At 75.1% G+C, this 21,259-nt stretch carries 11 protein-coding genes; 5 read left to right on the forward strand and 6 right to left on the reverse strand.

All coding sequences use genetic code 11. The features are described 5' to 3' along the window. Positions 1-68 precede the first annotated feature (68 nt). Positions 69-11,006 (forward strand): calcium-binding protein, encoded by a 10,938-nt coding sequence (locus ABD948_RS00280; protein WP_345262034.1) that lies wholly within the window; start codon positions 69-71, stop codon positions 11,004-11,006. After that, positions 11,003-12,547: an Ig-like domain-containing protein gene (locus ABD948_RS00285; protein ID WP_345262035.1), complete on the forward strand. Its 1,545-nt coding sequence runs from the start codon at positions 11,003-11,005 to the stop codon at positions 12,545-12,547. Before ABD948_RS00280 ends, ABD948_RS00285 begins: the two co-directional genes overlap by 4 nt. Before the next feature lie 128 nt (positions 12,548-12,675). Here ABD948_RS00285 and ABD948_RS00290 read toward each other — a convergent pair whose 3' ends face one another. The 4 genes from ABD948_RS00290 to ABD948_RS00305 form a co-directional block, all read right to left on the reverse strand. Next, entirely contained in the window at positions 12,676-13,431 is a 756-nt protein-coding gene (locus ABD948_RS00290) for a hypothetical protein (protein ID WP_345262036.1), read from the reverse strand. A gap of 1 nt (position 13,432) precedes the next feature. Then, a complete protein-coding gene (locus ABD948_RS00295) occupies positions 13,433-14,497 on the reverse strand; it encodes a GSCFA domain-containing protein (RefSeq protein WP_345262037.1) in 1,065 nt (354 codons plus the stop codon). Between the two features lie 46 nt (positions 14,498-14,543). Next, positions 14,544-15,245 (reverse strand): hypothetical protein, encoded by a 702-nt coding sequence (locus tag ABD948_RS00300; RefSeq protein ID WP_345262038.1) that lies wholly within the window; start codon positions 15,243-15,245, stop codon positions 14,544-14,546. Between the two features lie 79 nt (positions 15,246-15,324). Continuing rightward, a complete protein-coding gene (locus ABD948_RS00305) occupies positions 15,325-16,266 on the reverse strand; it encodes an NAD(P)-dependent alcohol dehydrogenase (RefSeq protein ID WP_345262039.1) in 942 nt (313 codons plus the stop codon). Between the two features lie 74 nt (positions 16,267-16,340). Here ABD948_RS00305 and ABD948_RS00310 point away from each other — a divergent pair, with 74 nt between their 5' ends. Next, positions 16,341-17,003, forward strand: coding sequence for a TetR/AcrR family transcriptional regulator (locus tag ABD948_RS00310; RefSeq protein ID WP_345262040.1), 663 nt, complete (start codon positions 16,341-16,343; stop codon positions 17,001-17,003). Between the two features lie 29 nt (positions 17,004-17,032). After that, positions 17,033-17,947 carry an alpha/beta fold hydrolase gene (locus tag ABD948_RS00315; RefSeq protein WP_345262041.1) on the forward strand — a complete coding sequence of 305 codons (915 nt, stop codon included), beginning with the start codon at positions 17,033-17,035 and terminating at the stop codon, positions 17,945-17,947. On the opposite strand, the gene ABD948_RS00320 is transcribed toward ABD948_RS00315, so the two are convergent. Further along, positions 17,923-18,783, reverse strand: coding sequence for a phospholipase A2 (locus tag ABD948_RS00320; RefSeq protein WP_345262042.1), 861 nt, complete (start codon positions 18,781-18,783; stop codon positions 17,923-17,925). The genes ABD948_RS00315 and ABD948_RS00320 overlap by 25 nt on opposite strands. A gap of 208 nt (positions 18,784-18,991) precedes the next feature. Between ABD948_RS00320 and ABD948_RS00325 the strand changes: the two genes are divergently transcribed. After that, a complete protein-coding gene (locus tag ABD948_RS00325) occupies positions 18,992-19,768 on the forward strand; it encodes a hypothetical protein (protein WP_345262043.1) in 777 nt (258 codons plus the stop codon). A gap of 273 nt (positions 19,769-20,041) precedes the next feature. Here the strand turns inward: ABD948_RS00325 and ABD948_RS00330 are convergent, their stop codons facing one another. After that, complete coding sequence (locus tag ABD948_RS00330) at positions 20,042-21,148, reverse strand: DNA glycosylase AlkZ-like family protein (RefSeq protein ID WP_345262044.1); 1,107 nt, start codon at positions 21,146-21,148, stop codon at positions 20,042-20,044. Positions 21,149-21,259: the final 111 nt, after the last annotated feature.

The following is a 21,259-nucleotide window of genomic DNA, read 5'->3' on the forward strand; positions in this document are numbered from 1 at the left end:
TCGCGCGCCATGCACTAGACACCTGCCCCGGGGGGCATCGCGCCAGGCGAGGTCCGGGGAAGGAACTCGTGAGCAGCGGCATCGCCCGTCGTGGTCGTCGCGCCGTCATCGGCGCGCTCAGCGGAGCACTCGTGGTGGTCGGCGTGGTGGGCAGTGGCGGCACTGCGGCCGTCGCAGCCCCCGCCGCGGCCGCCGCCCCGGTGAGCGACGCGACCGCCATGCGGCAGGGCGTCATCGCCCTGGCCGGCGCCATCTCCGCGGTCGGCCAGACCCCGCAGCTGGCCTCGCGGCTGCCGCTCACCACCGTCTCGCCCGCCGACGTGCTCGACCTCGAGGGCACCCTCGTGGAGGGCGTCGACGCGGCGCTGAGCGGCACCGGCGACCTGCGCTCCGCGCTGGACCGGATCGAGGGCGTCACCGTCGCCCCCGGCAGCACCGCCCAGCGCATCAAGTTCTCCTTCGAGGCCGAGGGCGAGCGGGACCTGACCCTCACCCATGACGACGGCGACCTGCGCCTGGGCGGGGGCGCCTCGGCCGGGCGCCTCACGGTCTCGTTGCGCACCACGAAGCCCTTCGTCGTCTCGGTCGACCCCAGCCAGGACGACCCGCTGCTGCGCACCGCGCTCACCAGCCAGCCCGTCATGGAGCTCGTCGTCGACGTGCGCAAGCCCGAGGTGGACCCGTTCGGTGCCCGCAAGGGCTTCACCGAGCTCGAGGTCACGGGCGGCACCTACGCGGTGCACCGCGAGCAGACGATCACGATGCGCGACCCCGATGGCCGCAGCCTGCTGACCCTCGAGGACCTGCGCTACTCCACGCTCCCCGACCTCTTCCGCGTCGAGACCGACGCCGACGCCGACCGTCTGGACGTCGACCTCGACGTCGAGCTGCCGGACTCCCTCCCGAGCCCCGACAGCCCGGACGCCGCCCGCACCGGCACCCTGACCACCGAGACCGACCCGGCCGACCCCGGCCAGGCGTGGCCCGCCAAGCCCGTGCTCGAGGACGCCGGCGCTGCGCTGACCCAGGCGACGAGCCTGACCGTCGTGGACGGTATCTCGGCGCTGGCGCAGTACACCGGCACCGTGCTGGCCCTCCAAGACGCTGCCGACGTGCCCTTCCCCTCGGTCTCGGGCGGCACCTCGGACGTGTTCGCCCCCGGCGACCGGCTGCTCGAGGTGCTGACGTCGGCCGCGGCCGCCCAGGTGACCTGCGGTGTCTCGCCCGGAAGCCCGCCCAGCGGCGTGGCCGCGCCCGGCGACACCGTCTACTGCCAGGCCGTCACCGCGCCGGGTACCTCACCCACCAACGTCGACTGGACGCTGCTCGACGGCGGCGACCTCGCCTCCACCCCGGCCGGCGCGATCGGCCCCGAGCCCACCGACTCGGTCGTGGTCACGGGCGGCGACGGCGAGCCGGACCTGCAGGTCACCTTCGACCTCAAGAGGCAGCCGATGGCCGGGCGCACGCTGCCCCGCACGGTCCAGGACGTGGTGCGCCGCCTCGACGGCCTGGCCGACTCCGAGGCCTCCGCCTCGCTCGAGACCGGTCAGCTGCGGGTCGCCGTCGACATCTCCGACGACTCCGCCACCGCCCGGCTCCCGATCGGCAACCCCGGCACCGTGGGCGCGCTCGTGGGCCTCACCGGCCTGGACGCCGAGCCCCCGACCGCGCCGGGTGCCCCCGAGCCCGAGCCGGTGCGCGCCGAGGTCGAGGCCACCGACGCCTCCTTCGACGTCGGCTTCGGCATCAGCACCGACACCCCCGCGCCCGGCGAGCCGCGCGAGACCGTGCTGCTGCCCGCCGACGCCTCCCTGCTGCGCATCGGCGGCCTGGGCGCCACGCCCCCTGCCACCGTCACCGACCTGCCCGCCCGCGTGGGCTTCCTCGGCGTCGAGGCCGACCTCACCGAGCTGGACCTGGGCGTTGCCTCCGGCGGCCCCGCCGTCGAGCTGACCCGCGTCGTGCCCGGCGGCGGCTCGCCCACCGCGGCGTTGCCGCTGGGCGACCTGGTGGCCGAGGACGGCACCGTCGACGCCGACCAGCTGAGCCTGGACTCCCGCGTCACCGGCGCCCTGGGCCTGGAGGCCACCGAGCAGCCGCTGCCCGACGGCGGCTTCGCCGTCAGCACGGGCACCGAGGGGGCCTCCGGCACCGTCAGCGTGCGCTGGGGACCCGCCGGCCTGCCCACCGTGGAGGCCGACGCCGGCTACACCGCGCTGCGCGTCTTCGACCCCGTGCCCGCGGGCTTCGTCTCCGGCACCGCGCGCGTCACCGGCAGCGGCGACACCACCCAGGTGCACCTCGACGTCGCCGGGCTCGGCGGCACCACCCTCTACGAGCTCCTCAACGCCGCCGCCCCGCAGAACGCCGGCGACCCCGTCGAGGTGCTGCGCCAGGTCACCGGCCAGGGCGCCGCGTGCCCCTCGGTCGTGATCGAGGACACCGACACCCTCACCTGCACCGGCCTGGTGGCCGACGGCACGCCGATCTGGGCCGACGGCGAGCAGGTGCAGGCCGTCGTCGACGGCGACCCGTACGCCGTCCGCGACTCCGTGGTGGAGGGCTTCGCCTCCGCCCTCTCGCGCCTGGACCGCCAGGCCGACGACGGCCTCACCGGCCAGCGCGCGCTGGACGCCGACCAGCTGACCACCAGCCTGCCGCTGGTCGACCTCGTCCCCGCCCAGCTCTCGACCGAGCGCGAGGCGCTGCGCCAGGGCGTCGCCGCGCTCGACGCGGCGGCGACCGAGGACGAGCAGCTGCAGGGCGGCGGCACCCTGCCTCCCGTCTCGAGCGCGCAGGAGATGAGCCGCGCCGTCGGCTCCCTCGTCAAGACCGGCGACGGCCGCAGCTGGGCGCCCGCGCTGGGCTTCGAGCTGGGCGACCAGCTGGAGGTCTCGCTCGGTGCCACGAGGCCCGGCGGCACGCAGGAGGCCGGCCTGCGTCTCGACGACGACACCCGTGGCCTCGTCGCCAGCGGCACCAACGCCGCCGGCAAGCAGGACACCCTCGACGTCACCGTCGGGTCCACCACCGTCCTCGGCGTCGAGATCGACCCCGCCACCGCCCGCAGCGCGCTGGGCACCGACACCGGCACCACCTCCACCGCGACCCTCGACCTCGGCCCCGCCGGCGTCGAGAACCGCCCGCTGCAGGCCGGCGTCGCCGCGCTGCGCGTGCAGGCCGACGACGCCGGCGACCCCGCCACCACCAGCGAGGCCCGCCTGGGCGTCCAGGTCACCACGACCACGAACGACGACGGCACCCTCGAGACCATCCGCACCGGCACCCGCGGCCAGCAGAAGGCCGCCGTGGCCGTGCTCGCCGTCGGCACCGACGACGTCATCACCTACGAGGCCGACGCCACCGAGACCTCCGGCGGCGCGGGCACCGCCGCAGCCGCTCCGGACCCGATGCAAGTGCGCTTCCTGGCCGAGGGCCTCGACGGCCTGGCCGCGGCGATCGGCTCGGCGCAGGACGGCGCCGCGGTGCGCAACCTCGACCCGGTCGAGCGCACCCCGATCTCCGCCCCGCTCATCGGCACCGACCTCGACGCCGGCGCCGAGGTGCCCGAGACGCTCACCACCCTGACCAGCGAGCTGCGCACCAGCCTGCGCGCCATCCCCGCCACCGTGACCGAGGGCGACAAGCTGGACGAGGCGCTCCAGGGCGCCGTCGTGACCGCCGTGAACAAGACCGACGAGCTCGTGGATGTCGCGGTCGCCGACGTGACGGCCGAGGTCACCTGCAACGGCGTCGCGTGCGTGCCTTGCCCCGCCCCGGCCGCCGGCGCCCCGGCGACGCCCTGCCTCACCGACACCAGCACCGGCTGGGACCAGGTGCGCGTCGACGTCACCCTGACCGGCGAGCGCGTCGAGGGCTCCGTGCCCTTCCAGACCGGCCTGGCCGGCCTCGAGGTGCGCTCGGACAAGCCGATCGCGACGGTCGTCCCCGAGTGGACGCTGCCGATCAGCCTGCAGCTGACCCGCGGCGTCGGGCCGCAGGTCGTCGTCGAGGCCGGAGACACGCTCTCCACCACCGTCGAGGCCGAGATGCCCAGCGCCGGCATCGAGGCGATCGTCGGCTACCTGCCCGCGACCATCAAGCCCACCAGTGCCGCCGCGGGCTCGCTGAACACCACCATCGAGATCGCGCCCGCCGAGGGCACCTACGACCTCTTCCAGCTCTACGACGGGGAGCTCACCGCCACGCCGTCCTTCGCCGACACCCCCGGCCAGGACCCCGAGGAGGGCCTGGAGCTCACCTTCGAGACCCTCGACCTCGACGGCCTGCTCGGCCTCGACGGCGCCCTCGGCCTGCCCTGGACGCCCGGGGCCGACGGCGGTGGCGAGTTCGACACCGTCACCTACGGCGAGGTCCGGCTCGACGTCGGCAAGGTGCTCTCCACGATCGCCACGCCGTTCGCCGTCGTCGACCCCTACCTGGCGCCGGTGCGCGACGTCGTCGACGTGCTGCGCAGCCCGATCCCGGTGATCTCCGACCTCTCCGAGCTCGCGGGCGGGGGCGAGGTCTCGCTGCTGACCCTGCTCGAGACCGCCTCGAAGGCCACCAAGAAGCCCCAGCTGGAGCTGGCGCACCGCGTGATCGGCCTGATCGGCGGCGCCACCGACGTGATCTCCGGCGTCGCGGGCCTCGCCCAGCCCGAGGGCAAGGTCCCGCTCGAGGCGGTGGCCGGCGCGGCCTCGCTGATCGAGGTCGAGCCCGAGGACGTGGCGCTCTACGAGAAGTGCACCCAGGTCACCCGCACCACCACCTCGCGGCCCACCGGCTCCACCACCACGGTCGGCAAGCCGCAGCCGTGCGAGGACGAGGACGAGGCCGCCGGCGGCGGCGCCGCCGGCCAGACCGCGCAGGAGACCCAGCAGGGCAAGCGCAACAACAAGAAGTCGGTCAACATCAGCCAGACCACCAAGAGCGTGACCGGTCAGCTGCCGGGCTTCTCGCTGCCCTTCCTCACCGACACCGACCAGATCATGAACCTGCTGACCGGCGAGGGCGAGGCCTCCTACTTCCGGCTCGACCTCGGCACCCTGACCGCGTCGGTCTCCTACAGCCGCAAGTTCGGCCCGATCATGGCCGGCCCCGTGCCGATCGTCCCGTTCGTCGGCGGGTCCATCTCGCTCGAGGGCCGCCTGGCCATGGGCTTCGACTCCTACCCCCAGACCCTCGCCGCGCAGGGCGTCAACCCCGGCGACGTCAAGGCGCTCAAGACCGCCTACGGCGACTTCGACGGCGGCGTCATCACCGAGGGCTTCTACCTCGACGACCTCGACGCGGACGGCGAGGACGTGCCCGAGGTCCAGCTGGTCACCACCATCGAGGCCGGCGCGAGCGTCTCGATCGGCATCGTCTCGGCCGGGCTCAAGGGCGGCGTCACGCTCACGATCGGGCTCGACCTCAACGACCCCGACGACAGCGGGCGCCTGCGCACCGCCGAGATCCGCGACCGCCTCAACGGCGACGCCTCCTGCATCTTCGACGCCAGCGGCGACATCGAGGCCTTCATCGCGGTCTTCGTGGAGATCGAGCTGCTCTTCACCTCCCTCGAGTACGAGTTCGACATCCTGCGGCTGGGCCCCTACGCCCTGTTCCGCTACGGCTGCGAGGACGTCACCCCCGCGCTGGTGACGGCGAACGGCGACGGCTCGGTGCTCACGCTCACCAGCGGTGAGGCGGCCGGCAGCCGGTACGCCGGCGCGAGCGACGTGGCCGACGAGTACGAGGTGCGCCAGTTCAAGCGTGGCGGCACCACCCGCTACGAGGTGAGCGCCTTCGGCCGCGTGCAGAACGTCGACGTGACGCCGAGCGGCGGGAGCTGGCAGGTGCAGGTCTACGACTCCGCCACCGGTGCCTCCGCGACGCCGAAGGGTCTCCCGCTCTCCTCGCCGACGCGACCCGTCTTCCGGGCCGACGGCGGCGAGCTGGACGACACCCTCTCCTTCCTCACCGGCGAGGACTTCGCCGAGAACGCCCAGGGCGAGCTCGAGCTCGAGACGACGCCCTTCGACACCGACGTCGCCCTGCTCACCGGCGGCCCCGGCAAGGACGTGCTGGTCACCGGTGCCGGTGACGACTCCGGCGTCGACGGCGAGGGCGAGGCCGACAGCATCGACGTCGGCGCGGGCGACGACTCCGCCACCGGCGGAGCCGGCGACGACTCCGTGGTCGGAGGCAGCGGTAGCGACGACGTGCTCGGCGGCGAGGGTGCCGACGACGTCTCCGGTGGCGCGGGCCCCGACCGGGTGCGCGGGGAGGGCGGCGCCGACCGGTTGGCCGGCGGCCCCGGGATCGACGTCCGCAAGCTGCTGGTGCAGACCAGGGCGGGCGGCGAGGCCGACGTCCTGCGCCAGGCGCGCGAGGGCTTCGACAGCGGCGACGTCGTGATCGGCGGCGCCGACGCCGACCTGGTCGACGGCGGCGACGGCTCCGACACCGTCGTGGGCGGTGAGCCCACCGCAGCGCTCACCGGCCCCATGGCCGACCTGTTCGTCGACGGCACCCGCACGGTGGACGTCCTCGTCCAGGGCGACGCCGTCGGCCAGGCGCCCACGTTCGTGACGCGCGACCTGACGCTGCCCACGGCCCGGGTGCCCGGCGAGGCGCAGCTCGACGCGCTGTGCACCTCCGGCACCGAGCTCACCGGTGCCGCGCAGACCGACGTCGTGACCGGCGGCCCCGAGGCCGACGTGGTCGTGGGCAGCAACGGTGCCGACGTCCTGGACGGCGGCGCCGGCCCGGACGAGGTCTGCGGCCGCGCGGGCGACGACGCCATCTCCGGCGACGGCCCGGGCGCCGAGCTGCTCGGCGAGGACCAGACCGCACCGGTCGAGCCCGTGGACGGCGCCGAGAACGCCGACGTGGTGCGCGGCGGCAGCGGCGACGACCAGGTCGACGCGGGCCTGGGCGACGACGTCGTCTTCGGTGACGACGTCGACCTCGCGGCGGCGAGCGGACCGCGGGTCCTCGACGGCTCGCTGCGCGGCTCCGGCAGCACCGCTGCCGAGGGTGCCGGCGACGACTTCCTCGACGGCGCCGAGGGCGACGACGTGCTCGCCGGCGGCGACGGCTCGGACCTGCTCGTGGGCAGCGAGGGCGACGACCTGGCCTACGGCGAGGGCCGCGACACCCCGGCCTCCGGCGGCACCGCCCCCTCGGTCTCCGAGCGGCTGCTGGCCTGCAACCCCACCACGCGTGCGGTGCGCGGCCTGGTCGACCTCAACGGCGACCTCGCCGTGGCCGACACCACCACCACCGAGGCGCTCGACCCCGACACCGGCCAGCTGGCCGGCCTGCGGGTGGTCGAGGGTCGGGTGCGGGCGCTCGGCTCGAGCGACTTCTTCACCGGCCTCGTGGCGGGCGAGGTCGTCGTCAAGGACGGCTACCTCGACCTCGACCGCGACGGCGTGGTGGGCGGCGACGCCGACGACACCGGCCCGGTGCCGCTGGCCTCGATGATCGACGACGCGGGCAACGCCGACGGCGACTGCGTGTTGGCCGGCGACGGCGACGACGACGTGCGCGGCGGCAACGGCTCGGACCACCTGGCGCTGGGCGACGGCGTCGACCTGGCCGACGGCGGCGACGGCAACGACCTGGTGCTGGGCGACGGCGGCACCGACGTGCTGCTCGGCGGCCCGCACCACGACGTGCTGGTGGGCGGCCTGGGCGCCGACCACCTGGCCGGGGGCGACGGCGACGACCGCCTGCGCGGCAACGAGGGCGCCGACGACCTGGTCGGCGGCGGCGAGACCCCGGGTGCCACCGACGGGCAGGACGTGCTTCTCGGTGGCCCCTCCTCCGACGTGCTGGTCGCCGAGAACGGCGTGGCGGTCTCCACGGAGGTCGTCGGTGCCGTGGCCGGCGCGACGCCCTCGTGGGCGGGCGACCCCGTGCTGCCGCAGGCCGTCGAGGCCGGCACGGGCAGCACGTGGCGCTTCGCCGGCAGCGCGATGCTGTGCGGCGTCGCCGCCGGTGCGGAGCCCACCCGCTGGGTGACCCTGGCCCGCGAGGACGGCGCCCCGGGCACCCCCGTGGCCTCGCCCGGCACCCCCCTCGCCTACGACGAGCTCTACGGTGGCGCGGACTGCGACCTGGTGCTCGGCTCCCAGGGTGACGACGTGGTGCGCGGCGGGCCGGACGACGACCTGGTGGAGGGCGGCCCCGGTGCCGACCTCGGCTGGGGCGACGACGGCGACGACGTCGTGGTCGGTGGCTCCAGCTACGACCGCACGGCGCGGCTCGTGCCGTTCACGACCACCCGCACCGGCGGCGCCGGGCAGCCCGACGGCGCCGACGCGCTGCGCGGTGACGGGGGTCCGGACGCCGTCGACGGCGACGACCTGGTGTCGGGCGACAACGCGCTGCCCACCTACGTCCCCGCTCGCGGGGACTACGAGCTGACCCTCCACGACGTCGCGAGTGCCACCTCGACGCCCGCGGCCGGCACCAGCGCCGGCGACACGATCAGCGGCGACGGCGGCGACGACCTCCTCTTCGGGCAGGGCGGCGGCGACGTGGTCGGCGGCGGCACGGGTGAGGACTACCTCGAGGGCGGCAGCGGCGCGGACCGGATGGCCGGCTCCGACGGCGACGACGACCTCGTCGGCGGCTCCTCCTCGCAGGGGCGCCCGCAGGGCACCGACGGCCTGCGTCTCACCCAGACGCTGGCTGCCGGCCCGGTGGACTCCTCGGCAGCCGGTCTGCTCGACGGTGCCGACGAGATCGACGGCGGCAGCGGCGCGGACTGGGCGCTCGGCGACAACGGCCGGATCACCCGGCCCACGGGCCAGCGGCACCTCGCGCGGGCCGCGGAGGCGACCGCCAGCGGCGCCGGGGTCTTCGGCGACGACGACCTCACGGGCGGCAGCGGTGAGGACCGACTCCTCGGCCAGCTGGGCGAGGACGACCTCGCCGGTGACGCCGGCGCGGACCACCTCGAGGGCAACGAGGGCGACGACGACCTGGTCGGCGGCTCCGCGGCCGACGTCGTCATCGGCGGATCCTCGCTGAGCCCCGACGGTCGTGGCACGCTCGCGGGCCTGCTCGACCTCGGCCGCACGCAGCCCGACGGCGACGACGTCATCGACGGTGACGACGCCTCCGCCTCCTCGGCGTCGCCCGACCTGCTGCTGGGCGACAACGCCACCGTGCTGGTGGTCGCGGGCCGACCGGTCGTGCAGCTGCACGACCTGGCCACGACCCTGGGCGACCCGGCGGCCGGCACGAGCGGTGACGACGAGATCGTCGGTGGCCCCGCCACCGGCAGCGCCGAGGGCACCGGCGACCGGGTCTTCGGCCAGGGCGGCGACGACGAGGTCGTGACCGGTCCCGGCGAGGACCACCTCGAGGGCGGCGCGGGTGGCGACACCCTGACCGCGGGCGGGGGCGACGACGACGTGCTGGGCGGCGGCTCCGCGGTCGACGGCCGGCCCCTGGGTGCCGACGGCACCCGCCTGGTCGGTTCCGGCCAGCTGGTGTTCTCCCTCGGGGTGCGCCTGCTCGACGGCACCGACCGGATCGAGGGCGCCGAGGGCGACGACGTCCTGCTCGGCGACAACGGCGTGCTGACCCGGCCGGCCGATGCGCCGGACGAGCGTGCCGACGGCACCACCCTGCGCACGGTGCGCCTGCTCGACCCGGTCACCGGGGAGGGCCAGGTGCCCGTCACGGTGGGCGCCGGCGACACGATCCTGGCCGGCGAGGGCCGCGACCTGGCGTTCGGCCAGGCCGGCGACGACGAGCTGCAGGGTCAGGACGGCGAGGACTACCTCGAGGGCAACGTGGGCGCCGACCTGCTCGACGGCGGCGCCGACGAGGACGACCTCGTGGGTGGCGGCTCGGTGGCCGACGGCGTCGTGGTCTCCAGCTCGGGCGGCGGCACGGTCACCGACCGGATCTCCACCCCGCTCGCCGGGATGCTCGACCGCAGCGCGGCGGGCCTGCTCGACGGCGGCGACACGCTGCGCGGCGGAGACGCCCGCGACGTCGTGCTCGGCGACAACGGCCGGATCACCCGCGAGGGGATCGGCCGCGTGCTCGACGGCGGCGCCTCCGGCCCGCACCGGGTGCGCCAGGTGGCGATGGCCGACGAGGTGCCCGGCCCCTGGGCCGGCAGCGACGCGATCTCCGGCGGCGCCGGCGACGACGACCTGTACGGGCAGCTCGACAGCACCCTGAGCAGGCGCCCCCAGCAGCTGTGGCAGGGCACCCGCGTGCCCGGCGACGTGCTCGAGGGCGGCGCCGGCGACGACGCGCTGGTGGGCGACCAGGGCCGCAGCGTCCCGACCCCGGTGGCGCTGCTCGGTGCCCCCGACCGGGTGGTGCGCGCCGACGGCGGCTTCTTCGCCGAGCGGGTGCGCCCGCGGGGCACGCTGGTGCGCGTGGTCACCCTGACCCAGTCGGGCGTGGGCGGCGACGACCTGCTGCTGGCCGGCGACGGCCTCGACGCCGTCCACGCCGGTGCCGGCAAGGACGTCGTCGACGCCGGTGCCGGTGACGACGCCGTCTTCGGCGGCGACGGCAGCGACGCCCTGTGGGGCGGGGTCGGTCACGACCGCGTCTTCGGTGGTGCGGGGGCGGACTCCCTCGACACCAAGCGCCGCCGGACCGACCCGGCGCTGTGGCAGCTGGCCGCTCCCCGGGTCGACACCGACGGGCTGCGCCGCACCCTCAACGGGCGCGACCTGCTCTACGGCGGCTCGGGCACCGACGCCCTGCAGGCCGACCAGGGCGACCGCGGTGGCCAGCGCCGGGTGCAGGGCGACCGGCTGGTCGACTGGACCGCGCGGACCAGCTACTTCAAGGTCTGCTCCTCCGGCTACGGGCCCGGCCGGGTGCGCGACCGCGTCACCTCGCCGATGGTCGCGGCGCTGCGCGAGCTGGCCCGGGCCAGCGGCTCGGTGGGCTCCGCGGAGCTGGCGATCCCCGTGAACGAGCGCCTCACCTCCTACCCGGGGCCGCGCAGCCTCGTCTGCGAGTCGCGATGAGCGGCCGCCGGCAGCACTGCTCGCACCTGTTCCACTCCACCACCCGCTCCATCCGGAAGGACCCCATGACCACCATCCCGACGCCGCGCTACCTGCCCCTGGCGGTCGCTGCCACGCTCTCCCTCGGCCTGGCCGGCGCGGTGCTGCCCGCCGTGGCGGCCGGCGCCGCCGAGCCGCCTGCCGGCACCACCGTGACGGTCACCGGTCTCGGCACCGGCACGCCGGGCGTGCTGCAGACGGCCACCGTGCTGGTCGAGGCGCCCGACGGCGACGACGCCGGCTCGGCACCGGACCCGGTGGCCGGCCAGGAGGTCGTGCTGAGCCTCGACCACGGCTTCTTCTCCACCGGCGCGCCCGCCGAGGCGCCGGTGGTCGGCGAGCAGGCCGGCGTGTGGGAGCAGCAGGGTGCCGAGCTGACCGTCACCACCGACGCGCAGGGCCGGGCCACCGCCCTGGTGGGCATCGAGCGCGACGAGGAGTTCGACGACGACGGCGCGGCCACCGCCCTGCTCACGGCCACCGCCGGGTCCACCACCCCGGTGAGCGGTGAGGACGAGGCGAGCTGGAGCACCGCGAACCCGCTCAACGGCGGCGTACGGGTCGAGCTGTCCCCGGCCGGCGAGCAGGTGGGCCCCACCTCGCCGTCCCTGGCCGGCAACCGCACCTACTTCGAGGTGCTCGCCACCGACCAGTTCGGCAACCCCGTGGACGGCCAGACCCTCGACCTGGCCTACGACGGCGACCTCGACGACTGGGACTACAGCGACGACGTCGTCGACCCGAGCGACCTCGACGACAACGGCGACATCTGGGTGGTCTCCTTCGAGCCCGGCACGATCGAGGTCTCGGCGGCCTGGACCGACGCCCCCACCTACCTCTACACCGACACCGCGGGCACGGCGGTCGCCGGCACCGCGGAGGCCACCGGACGTGCGGATGCGGAGTTCTACGCCGTCGACTTCGCCCGCTCCCGGGTCACCATGGCGTCCTCGGCCACCGACACCGTGCTCGCCGGTTCCACGGTGACGCAGACGGTGACCGTCGTCGACCAGCTCGGCAACCCCGTGCCCGGCCTGCAGGTGCAGTTCCTGCGGTTCGGCCCGGACAGCGGAGGCGGCGAGGCCCGGGTCACGCGCACCACCAGCGCGCGCGGCCAGGCCAGCTACACGTTCGTGGGCTCCCAGGTGGGCACGGCGCGGGTCACCGCCCGGGTGAGCGACGCCGTCGACGGCCGCTCGGTCGCCGGTGTGGTCCGCTTCGGCTCCCGGGTGACCTCCCGGCTCACCGAGGCCGAGGGCGGCGCCCGCAACGACACCCTCCAGGTGCGCGCGCAGAAGGCCGCCGCCGGCGCGAAGGTCGTGCTCTACAAGGTGAAGGGCGAGCGCCGCGTGGCTGTCTCCACCCGCCGCCTGGACAAGACCGGCACCGCCACGCTCTCGGTGCGCGACCGCAACCGCGACAAGCGCACCAGCTACGTGGCCCTCGTCCGCTCCACCGCCACCACGGTCGCGGACGAGACCCCCGTGGTGCGCGTCCGCTAGTCCTCGGCTGAGAGCACTGCTCCCGGAGCAGTGCTCTCAGCAAGGTCCGCTGGTTGAGCCGTGGGGAGCGCCAGCGACGAGCGTGTCGACACCCCCGCACCGGCTCGCCCGTCGGTGACCACCACGGCTCACCCGAGCGGCGCAGCCCCGCCGATCGTCCGCGCCAGCTCGGCGAGCGCCAGCGCACCGTAGGCCTCGTTGGCGTGGTGGTGGTCGGGGGTGCCGCGCGGGGTCGTGCGCGCCGCCAGCTCGGGCAGCAGGAAGCCCTCGTCGTCGGCGGTGCCGGCGGGCCGCGGCACGAGCGGCACGCCCTCGGCCGCGAGCCACCGCTCCCAGAGCCGGTAGGCGGTCGTGTCGAGGTGCGCGACGACGGCGGCGGGGGTGCCGTCGGTGATCGCCCGGTGGTCGCGGCGCGGCGGTGGCGCGCTGAGCGCGACGACCTGCAGGCCCGCGGCCAGGGCGTCGCGGTAGAGCGCGCGCAGCCCGCGCTGGTCGCGCTCGAGCAGTGCGGTGAGCAGGCCGTCGCTCACCGGCTCGACCCCGGGCAGGCGCAGGGCCGCCGGTGCGTGGGTGCGCCAGGTGGGGTCGCGGAAGGTGCGGGCGGCGTGACCCGGGCCGAGCACGACCCAGTGCCGGTCGGGGCGCAGGTGCGGGTGGCCGGTGTGGCGTTCGGTGGCCGTGGCGTACTGCGGCACGGTGAGCGCAACGCCGTCGCCCTCACGACGGGTGAACACCTCGCTCTCGTGCCGCCCGTTGCCCCAGGGGTACACCAGCACCTCACCCAGCGCCTGGGTGAGCGCGGCCGGCCGCTCGGCGCGGGCCAGCGCGATCACGTGCGAGTTGCCGGTGATCGTCACCGGGGCGTGGTCGGGGAGGTCGGCCACCTCAGGCACCGAACGTGTCGAGGATGGCCTCGTCGCAGACGACGTCGTCCTCGTGCGGCACGGGGACCTGTGCCGGGCGGCCAGTCGACGCAGGCGTCGGCGCCGCGGTCGCCGTCCCCTCGTGGGCCTCGAAGAACGTGCTCATCACGTGGGCGACGCCGCGCGGCGCGACGGTGCGCAGGTTGGGGTCGAAGAACATCGCGCGCATCGGGTGGGAGGTGACCAGCTCGTAGGAGGGGAAGTAGTCCACGTGCTCGTGGCGGGCCACCAGCTCGGCGCACACCGCGCGCAGGATCGACTTCGACGCCACCGAGGCGGTGAGCACGTGCTGGCCGGAGGCGGTCGCCGTCAGGGGCACGGGGGAGACGGTCACCAGGAAGCGCATGGTCGGGTTGACCTCGCGCGCCAGCCGCATGAACTCCTCGAAGTCGCCCATCACCTCGGGCCAGGAGAAGTTGTGGAACGCGTGCTGCTCGGGGTCGAAGGTGCCGTGCGCGGTGCCGGGGCACAGTGGCAGCACGGCGCCGTCGCGGGTGTCGATCCACGCCTCGGTCAGGCCGAAGGTGAAGACGAAGACGTCGGCCTGCTCCAGCAGCGAGCGGACGGCGCCCAGGTGGTGCTCGCGCACGGCCCGCAGCTCCTCCAGCGAGGCGAACCCGTCGGGCTCGATCGTGGGCCGGAACGGGTCGAACCAGCGCCCGCCCTCCTCCCAGGCCTCGTCGAGCGGGGTGAAGGTTCCTTGGGCGCGCTGCACCAGCTGCAGCAGCTGCCGCGCGCTGTACAGGTTGCCGTAACGCGCCGAGTACATGTCGTAGCCGAAGCGCCCGCGCTCACCGGCCTCGAGCAGCGGCGGCGCCGGCTCGGCGTCCAGGAAGGCGTAGCCGCGCTCCTTGAACTGGCGCCCGATGTGCTGCGCGAAGCAGCTGCCGGCCGCGGCGATCCGGGTCTCGCGGCCCAGCGGGAACCGTGGCCGGTAGAGGTGCTCGAGGTGCAGCGGGCTGCGCTCGGCGACGGCGCGCCGCCACAGCGCCTCCGGGGGCAGGTCGCGGTAGGGGTGGTCGGCCACCGACGCACGCTAGCAAGCGAGCCGGTGGCCAGCGGCACGCGCGCCGCTACATCCTCCGGCAGCCGGGCGTGGGGCCCTGCTGCCGGAACGCGAAGGTGTCGGCCGCTGGACGGGTCAGGCTGCGACCGAGCACCGAGTACGTCACCCGGGGCCACCCGCGGACGCTGAAGGTCCCGCCCCCGCCTCCGCTGCAGCCCTCGGGGTGGTGCTCGAGCTCGATCGCGAAGGTGCGCGTGGCGCCAGGCTCCACCACCTGGTCGAGCAGGTCGATCCGCACGTCCAGCTGGAAGCCGGACGTGTCGTCGGGGCCCGGACCGGTCGTCGGTTCCTCGCCCGGGCTGGTCATCTCGGGCCTCATCGCCACGACCGTCCCGGTGTCCTGGCCGACGAACGAGGCATCCGCGTGCTGCAGCGTGAGAGTGCGCTCGGAGCCGTTGACCACCTCGACGGTCACGGTGCACTGCATCCCCTCCCGGGCGACGATGCGCGCCGGCAGCCACTCGTCGCTGCCGTCCGGGTCCGGCGCCGCCGGCAGCACCTCGGTGCCGCGACACGCACGGTCGCCCGCGAACCGGATGAGCACCTCGTTCGAGGCGGCCTCGCTCGCCGTCCACCACCAGCCGCCGCCGAGGACCGCAGCCAGGGCGAGCACACCGGCGATCCGCCACCACCATTCCCGCGGTCGGCCGCGAGGCGCATCGGCCTCCTGGGGCACCTCCTGCGGGGAGGCATCGGCGATCTGGGTCATGCGCGTGCCTCCGAGAAGCGGGACGGGGCGTCAGGCCAAGCGACGCGATGGGTCGGCGGAACCAGATCGCCCGACCGGGTCAGGTCGGTCGCAGCACCAGGTTGCCGACCTTGCGGCCGGAGTCGACGCGCGCGTGGGCGGCCACCACGTCGTCCAGGCCGTAGGTCTGCTCGACGATGGCGCGCAGGTGTCCGGCGGCCACCAGGCCCAGCAGCTCGGCTACGTCGGCGGGTCTCTCGGGCGCAGGCCCGGCCTGCACCCGACCCCGGGCACCCAGGGTCTGCCCCAGGCTGGCGACGGCCAGCAGCAGCCGTCCCTCGGGCGTCAGGAGCACGCGCCCCGAGGCGGGCGTGAGCACGCCGACGGCGTCCAGCACCACGTCGTAGGCGCCGCTGCCGGGCACCTGGTGGATCACCTCGGTCGCACCCAGGCCCGCTACCAGGTCGGCGTTGCGGGGGCTGCAGACCCCGGTGACCTCGGCCCCGAGGTGCCGCGCCAGCTGCACCGCGTTGGTGCCGACCGCGCCGGAGGCGCCGATCACCAGCACCCGGTGACCGGCCACCAGCCGACCCTTGTCGCGCAGGTAGGGCAGCGCGGTGGTGCCGCCGAAGAGCATGGCCGCGGCGTCGTCGTGGCTCACACCGGCCGGCACCGGGACGGCGTGGTCGGTCCTCACGACCACCTGCTCGGCGTGCGCGCCCATGCGCACCCCGGTCATGCCGCAGACGGCCTGGCCCACGGCCGGTGCCGTGCTGTCGGTGCCGGGGCCGACGGCGTCGACGACGCCGGAGAAGCAGACGCCCAGCACCGGGCGTCGGGGTGCGCGCAGGCCGAGCGCGAGCCGGGCGGGCACGGCGAAGCCGGGAGGGAAGCGTGCGCCGCGGATGCGGGCGTCGCCGGAGGTGACCGGGGTGGCGTGCACCCGCACGCGCAGCTGGCCCCGTCTGGGCTCCGGCGCCGGTACCTCCTGCACCGCGACCACCTCGGGCGGCCCGTACCGCTGCACCACTGCTGCGCGCATCCGCGTCTCCTTACACCTGTAAGCCTGGGCGTGCAGCGTAGCCTTACGGGCGTAAGAAAGCGAGGGGGATCCGAGTGAGCGACAGCAGACGCCCGGCCTTGAGCGCCCACGCGGTCGTCGAGGCGGCGGTGCGCGTGGCCGACGCGGGCGGCCTCGGCGCCGTCAGCATGCGCGGGGTGGGCCGCGAGCTCGGCGTCGAGGCGATGTCGCTCTACCACCACGTGCGCAACAAGGAGCACCTGCTCGACGCCCTCACCGACTGGATCTTCACCCAGGTGGAGCTGCCCCTGCCCGAGGAGGCGTGGCGCCCCGCCATGGAGCGCCGCGCCACCTCGGCGCGCGCGGCGCTGGCTGCCCACCCGTGGGCGCTGGGCCTGGTGGAGTCGCGGCGCACCCCGGGCCCCGCACTGCTGCGCCACCACGACGCCGTCCTGGGGTGCCTGCGCACGCAGGGCTTCGGCGCGCGCCTCGCCGCCCACGCGTTCTCGGCCATCGACGCCTACGTCTACGGCTTCGTGCTCGTCGAGCAGACCCTCCCCTTCGAGGCGGGCGAGAGCGCCGGCGACTTCGCGGCGGCACTCGAGCTGCCCGACGGGGAGTACCCCCACCTCGCCGAGAGCGCCCGCACGCTGACCGCCGAGGGCGACTACGACTACGCCGACGAGTTCGGCTACGGGCTCGACCTGCTGCTCGAGGGTCTCGCCGGGCGTCTCGACGCCGAGCGGTCGCGCCGATGAGTACGGCGGCCGGCGGCGGTCGGAGCAGCATGACCAGCACACACACCCACACCCTCGAGCGCGACGGCGCCCTCCTGGCCTACGACGTCCACGATCCGGCGGGACCCCTCGCGCCCGACCCCGGCCGGCCTCCGCTGCTGCTGGTGGGCTCGCCGATGAGCGCGGAGGGCTTCACCTCGCTGCGTGCGCACTTCCCCGACCGCGTCGTGGTCACCTACGACCCGCGCGGAGCCGGACGCAGCACCCTGGACCCCGCGGTCACCGCGACCACGCCGCAGGACCACGCGGCCGACGTCGCCGCCGTCCTCGACGCCCTCGGGCTGGCGCAGGTGCAGGCCTTCGGCAGCAGCGGCGGCGCCGTCAACCTGCTGGCGCTGGTGACGGCCCGCCCCGAGCTGGTGAGCACCCTGGTGGCGCACGAGCCCCCGATGGCGGCGTTCCTGCCCGACCGGGAGCTCTGGTTGGAGGTCAACACCGAGCTGGGTGCCACCTACCGGCGCGAGGGCTTCGGCCCGGCGACGGCCGCGTTCATCACCTACGTCTCGATCCAGGGCCCGATCACGGCCGAGCACCTGGCGGCGCCGGCCCCCGACCCCGCCGCCTTCGGCCTCGGCACCGACGACGACGGCACCCGTCGTGACCCGCTGTTCGGTCTCAACAACGCCAGCTGCGTGCCCTACGAGCCCGACCTCGAGGCCCTGCGCGCCGCGCCCACCCGAGTCCTCGTGGCGTGCGGGGTGGAGTCACGCCAGGGGTTCACCGGCCGCGCCGCCGCCGGGCTGGCCGAGGCGATGGGCAGCGAGCTGGTGGTATTTCCCAGCCACCACGCCGGGTTCCTCGGCGGCGAGTTCGGTCAGCAGGGTGAGCCGGAGGCGTTCGCGGCCCGGCTGCGCGAGGTGCTGGAGGGATCGGCTGCGGATCAGGGGCAGCCGGAGCCGGTGTAGCGGCGCGCCGAGCTGGTCTTGTCGCCGAAGTCGAACTCGTCGAGGTTCGTGGAGAAGCCGTTGCGCACCACGCACACGCTGCGGTCGGAGTAGCCGGCGTCGTCGTAGATGCGCCAGGCCACGCCGGAGGTGTTGCGCACCGAGGAGGTCTTGTCGCCGAAGCTGATGTCCTTCATGTCGTCCTCGGAGGCGGTCAGCCGCACGCGACGGTCCTGGTAGTTGTCGTCGTCGAACAGGCAGAGGTAGCCGGGCTGGCACTCGCCCTTGTAGAACGACGTCTGCGCCTGCCCGGCCTTGCGCACGGCGGCGTAGAACACCTGGGCGGCGCTCAGGCACCCGCTCGAGGTGCCGCAGGTGCGCCGCATGTCGGCCAGGAAGATCGAGTCGATCCGGTCCTTGGTGGCCGACGTCGAGGAGAGCGCCAGGTTCTTGGACGTGTAGTAGCCCCAGCCCATGTTGCGGTACCCGAAGTCGTGGCGCTCGCACGCGTTGCGGAAGCGGTCGGAGTAGCCGGCGCCGCCCGCGGGGGCGCTGCATCCGTCGTCGGACCAGTTGAACGTAGCGTCGATGCCGGTCTTGGTCCGGTTCTTGGCAGCCTGGAAGGTGGCCTGGGTGGTGTTCAGCAGCGCGTTGGCCCGGGTGGTGCGCTGGGTGCGGGTGTAGGCGCGCCGCTCGACGGTGGCGGGGGAGACGGCGACGGTCTGCTGCGGGGCGGCGGCGGTGGTGCCGACGTCGGGGGTGGGCGCGGAGGCGACTGCTCCGGGCGCCCAGGTGGCGGCGAGGAGGGCGGCGGTGGCGGCGGTGACGGCGAGCAGCCGTCGGGGGGAGGGAGTCATGTCCAGGTTCTTTCCCCGCCGGGCTGTGACCCACACCACGCGGTCGCGGGCGGACTGGTCCACCCGGTGTCGCGTTCTCCACCGCGCGCGAGCGTCGGGCACTAGCGTGCCGGTGACGCGGGGCCACGGCGGCCGGCGAGGCTGGGGGGCCGAGATGGATCAGCGACGGACGACCTCGACGAGTCGGTGGGCGGGTGCCATGGCGGGCGTGACGTGCCTTGCGCTGGGCCTGGGACTCGCGCCTGCCGGTGCGACGACGCCCGCGGGCCGGTCGGACGACGGTGCGGTCGCCCCCGGCGGCGAGCGCAGTGAGGCCGGCGCCCTGCGCGTCGTCGTCCTGGACGATCCGCTGTACCTGAACCGCCGGGCCCGCGTGCGCGTCCAGGTGACCAACCTGGGCGAGTCGACGGTGCGCAGCGTGGAGCTGCTCGCCCGGGGCCCCCGGATCGCCCAGCTGCGCACGGCGCCGATCGACGCCCTCGAGCCCGGTGAGACCACGCAGACGGCGATCGTGCTGCGCGCCGGAGGTGACGCCGTCGACCGGCGGATGACGGGCGCGCGCACCTACCTCCGGGTCACCGCGGTCGCGTTCGACGGATCCGACGCCTCCGGGTCGCGGACCCGCGGCATCGCGCTGCGGGTGCCGGGCGTCGTCGCTCCGGGCCGGTTCGCCGGCACCGGGCCCCGCGTCTCGCTGGTGGTGCGTGAGGGCCAGGTGCGGCGCTTCCGGATGCGGTTGCCCGGCGAGTGCTTCAGCGGCCCCGGCGGGGTCCAGTACCTCGACATGCGCCTGCCGGCGACCGACATCAACCGTTACGGCTGGGTCGACCGGACGATCGTCGACCCCGACGGCGGGTGGCGCACGGACGTCGTCACGAGCGTCGCGATGCGGCTCCAGCGTGACCGCATCATCGAGGGCAGCTTCGAGTACGACCAGGGCAACTGTCGCGGGACCACCGGGTTCACCCTGCGGAGGGTCAGGTGAGGCGCCGGCTGGTCGCGACGTGCGCTCGGCGTCCTTCCGCTTCGCGGGCGGCACCGGCACCGCGGTCGTGCAGCTGAGAGCCCGATGCCGGGAGCGCCGCGACCGTGCGCGTGCACCACGGCGCGTGGCAGCAGGGCATGTGCGTGCCCGAGGTGGCCTCGGTCCAGACCCTGGAGAGAGCCGGCTCCCGCGCATGTTACTGACTCCGGGGAGTAGTACACGGGGTCTCCACGACCGCTCCTACTAGTCCTGACAGTCAGTAACATGCGTCCGCTACAGCCCATCCACCTCCAGCCCTAGCCAGGCGGCGAGGTGGGCGACCTCGCGGCGGACGCGGGACTCCCGGGCGGCCGACCAGTCGCCGTCGCGGTGCAGTGCGTGCACGCGCAGGACGCCGTCGCGGCGGTCGGCGGTGGCGTCGAGCTTGCCGACCAGCTGGTCGCCGTCGAGCACGGGCAGCGCGTAGTAGCCCCAGCGACGCTTGGCGGCCGGCTTGTACATCTCCAGCACGTAGTCGAAGTCGAGCAGCTCGGCCATCCGCTTGCGGTCGTAGACCAGGCGGTCGAACGGCGAGAGCAGCGCGCAACGGCCGGGGAACGGCTCGTCGACCCTCTCGGCGAGCACAGGGTCCACGCGCCAACCGCCGATGCCGTCGACCTCCGCCGGGAGCCCGACATCGCCCACCGCCATCCGCTGCCCGTTCGCGACCGGCGCTCTCTCGTGCGCCACACCCAGCGAGGCGAGTCGACGGCGGTCGCGCTCGCGGGCCGCCTCCTCGAAGGGGACGGGTGCAACGTCGGGGTAGACCCGCTCGGCGAGGTCGTAGCGGCGGTCGCGGCCCCATCCGTCGGCGACGGCGACCTCGCCGCGCTGCACCAGCAGGTCGAGCATCCGGTTGAGGTTGCGGTCGTTGTTCCACCCCGAGGAGGCCCACGGCTCCACGCAGGTGTCCGGCAGCTCCGCGGCCGGCAGCGGGCCGTCCGAGCGCAGCGCGGCCAGCACGTCGTGGCGGAACGGTGCGTTGACCTCGACCCAGGCCACCAGCTGCTCCTGCCAGGGCCGCCACGGCTCGGGCCCGGGCCACAGCGCCATCTCGGCACGGAACAGCACCAGGTCCTCGGCCGGGCGCACGTCGCCCCGCAGCTGCACGAGCTGCTGGGTGTCCAGCGCCTCGCGCAGCTCCGCGGGGTCGTAGCCCGGGCCGAGCCGCGAGAAGAGCACCAGGTCGGCGCTCGGTGCGACGGCGTCGGTGGGGTCGTGCTGCAGCAGGGTCAGGTGCCGGACGACGGCGAGCAGGTCCGTGGGCCGGGGGCGGTCGAGCAGCTGGGCCCGCACACAGAGCCGCCGCGCCTGGCGGGTGGTCAGGCGCACCGGTGGCATGCCGGCAACCTACGCGTCCGCGCGGCGGACCGCGCCGGACCCAGCTCGGCAACGGATCGGCCACGACCCTTGACACCGCCACGCGAGAGGTCGAGATTGCGCACACCCCAC

Origin of the sequence: Nocardioides nanhaiensis (assembly GCF_039542785.1) — a bacterium.
GTDB classification, from domain to species: domain Bacteria; phylum Actinomycetota; class Actinomycetes; order Propionibacteriales; family Nocardioidaceae; genus Nocardioides; species Nocardioides nanhaiensis.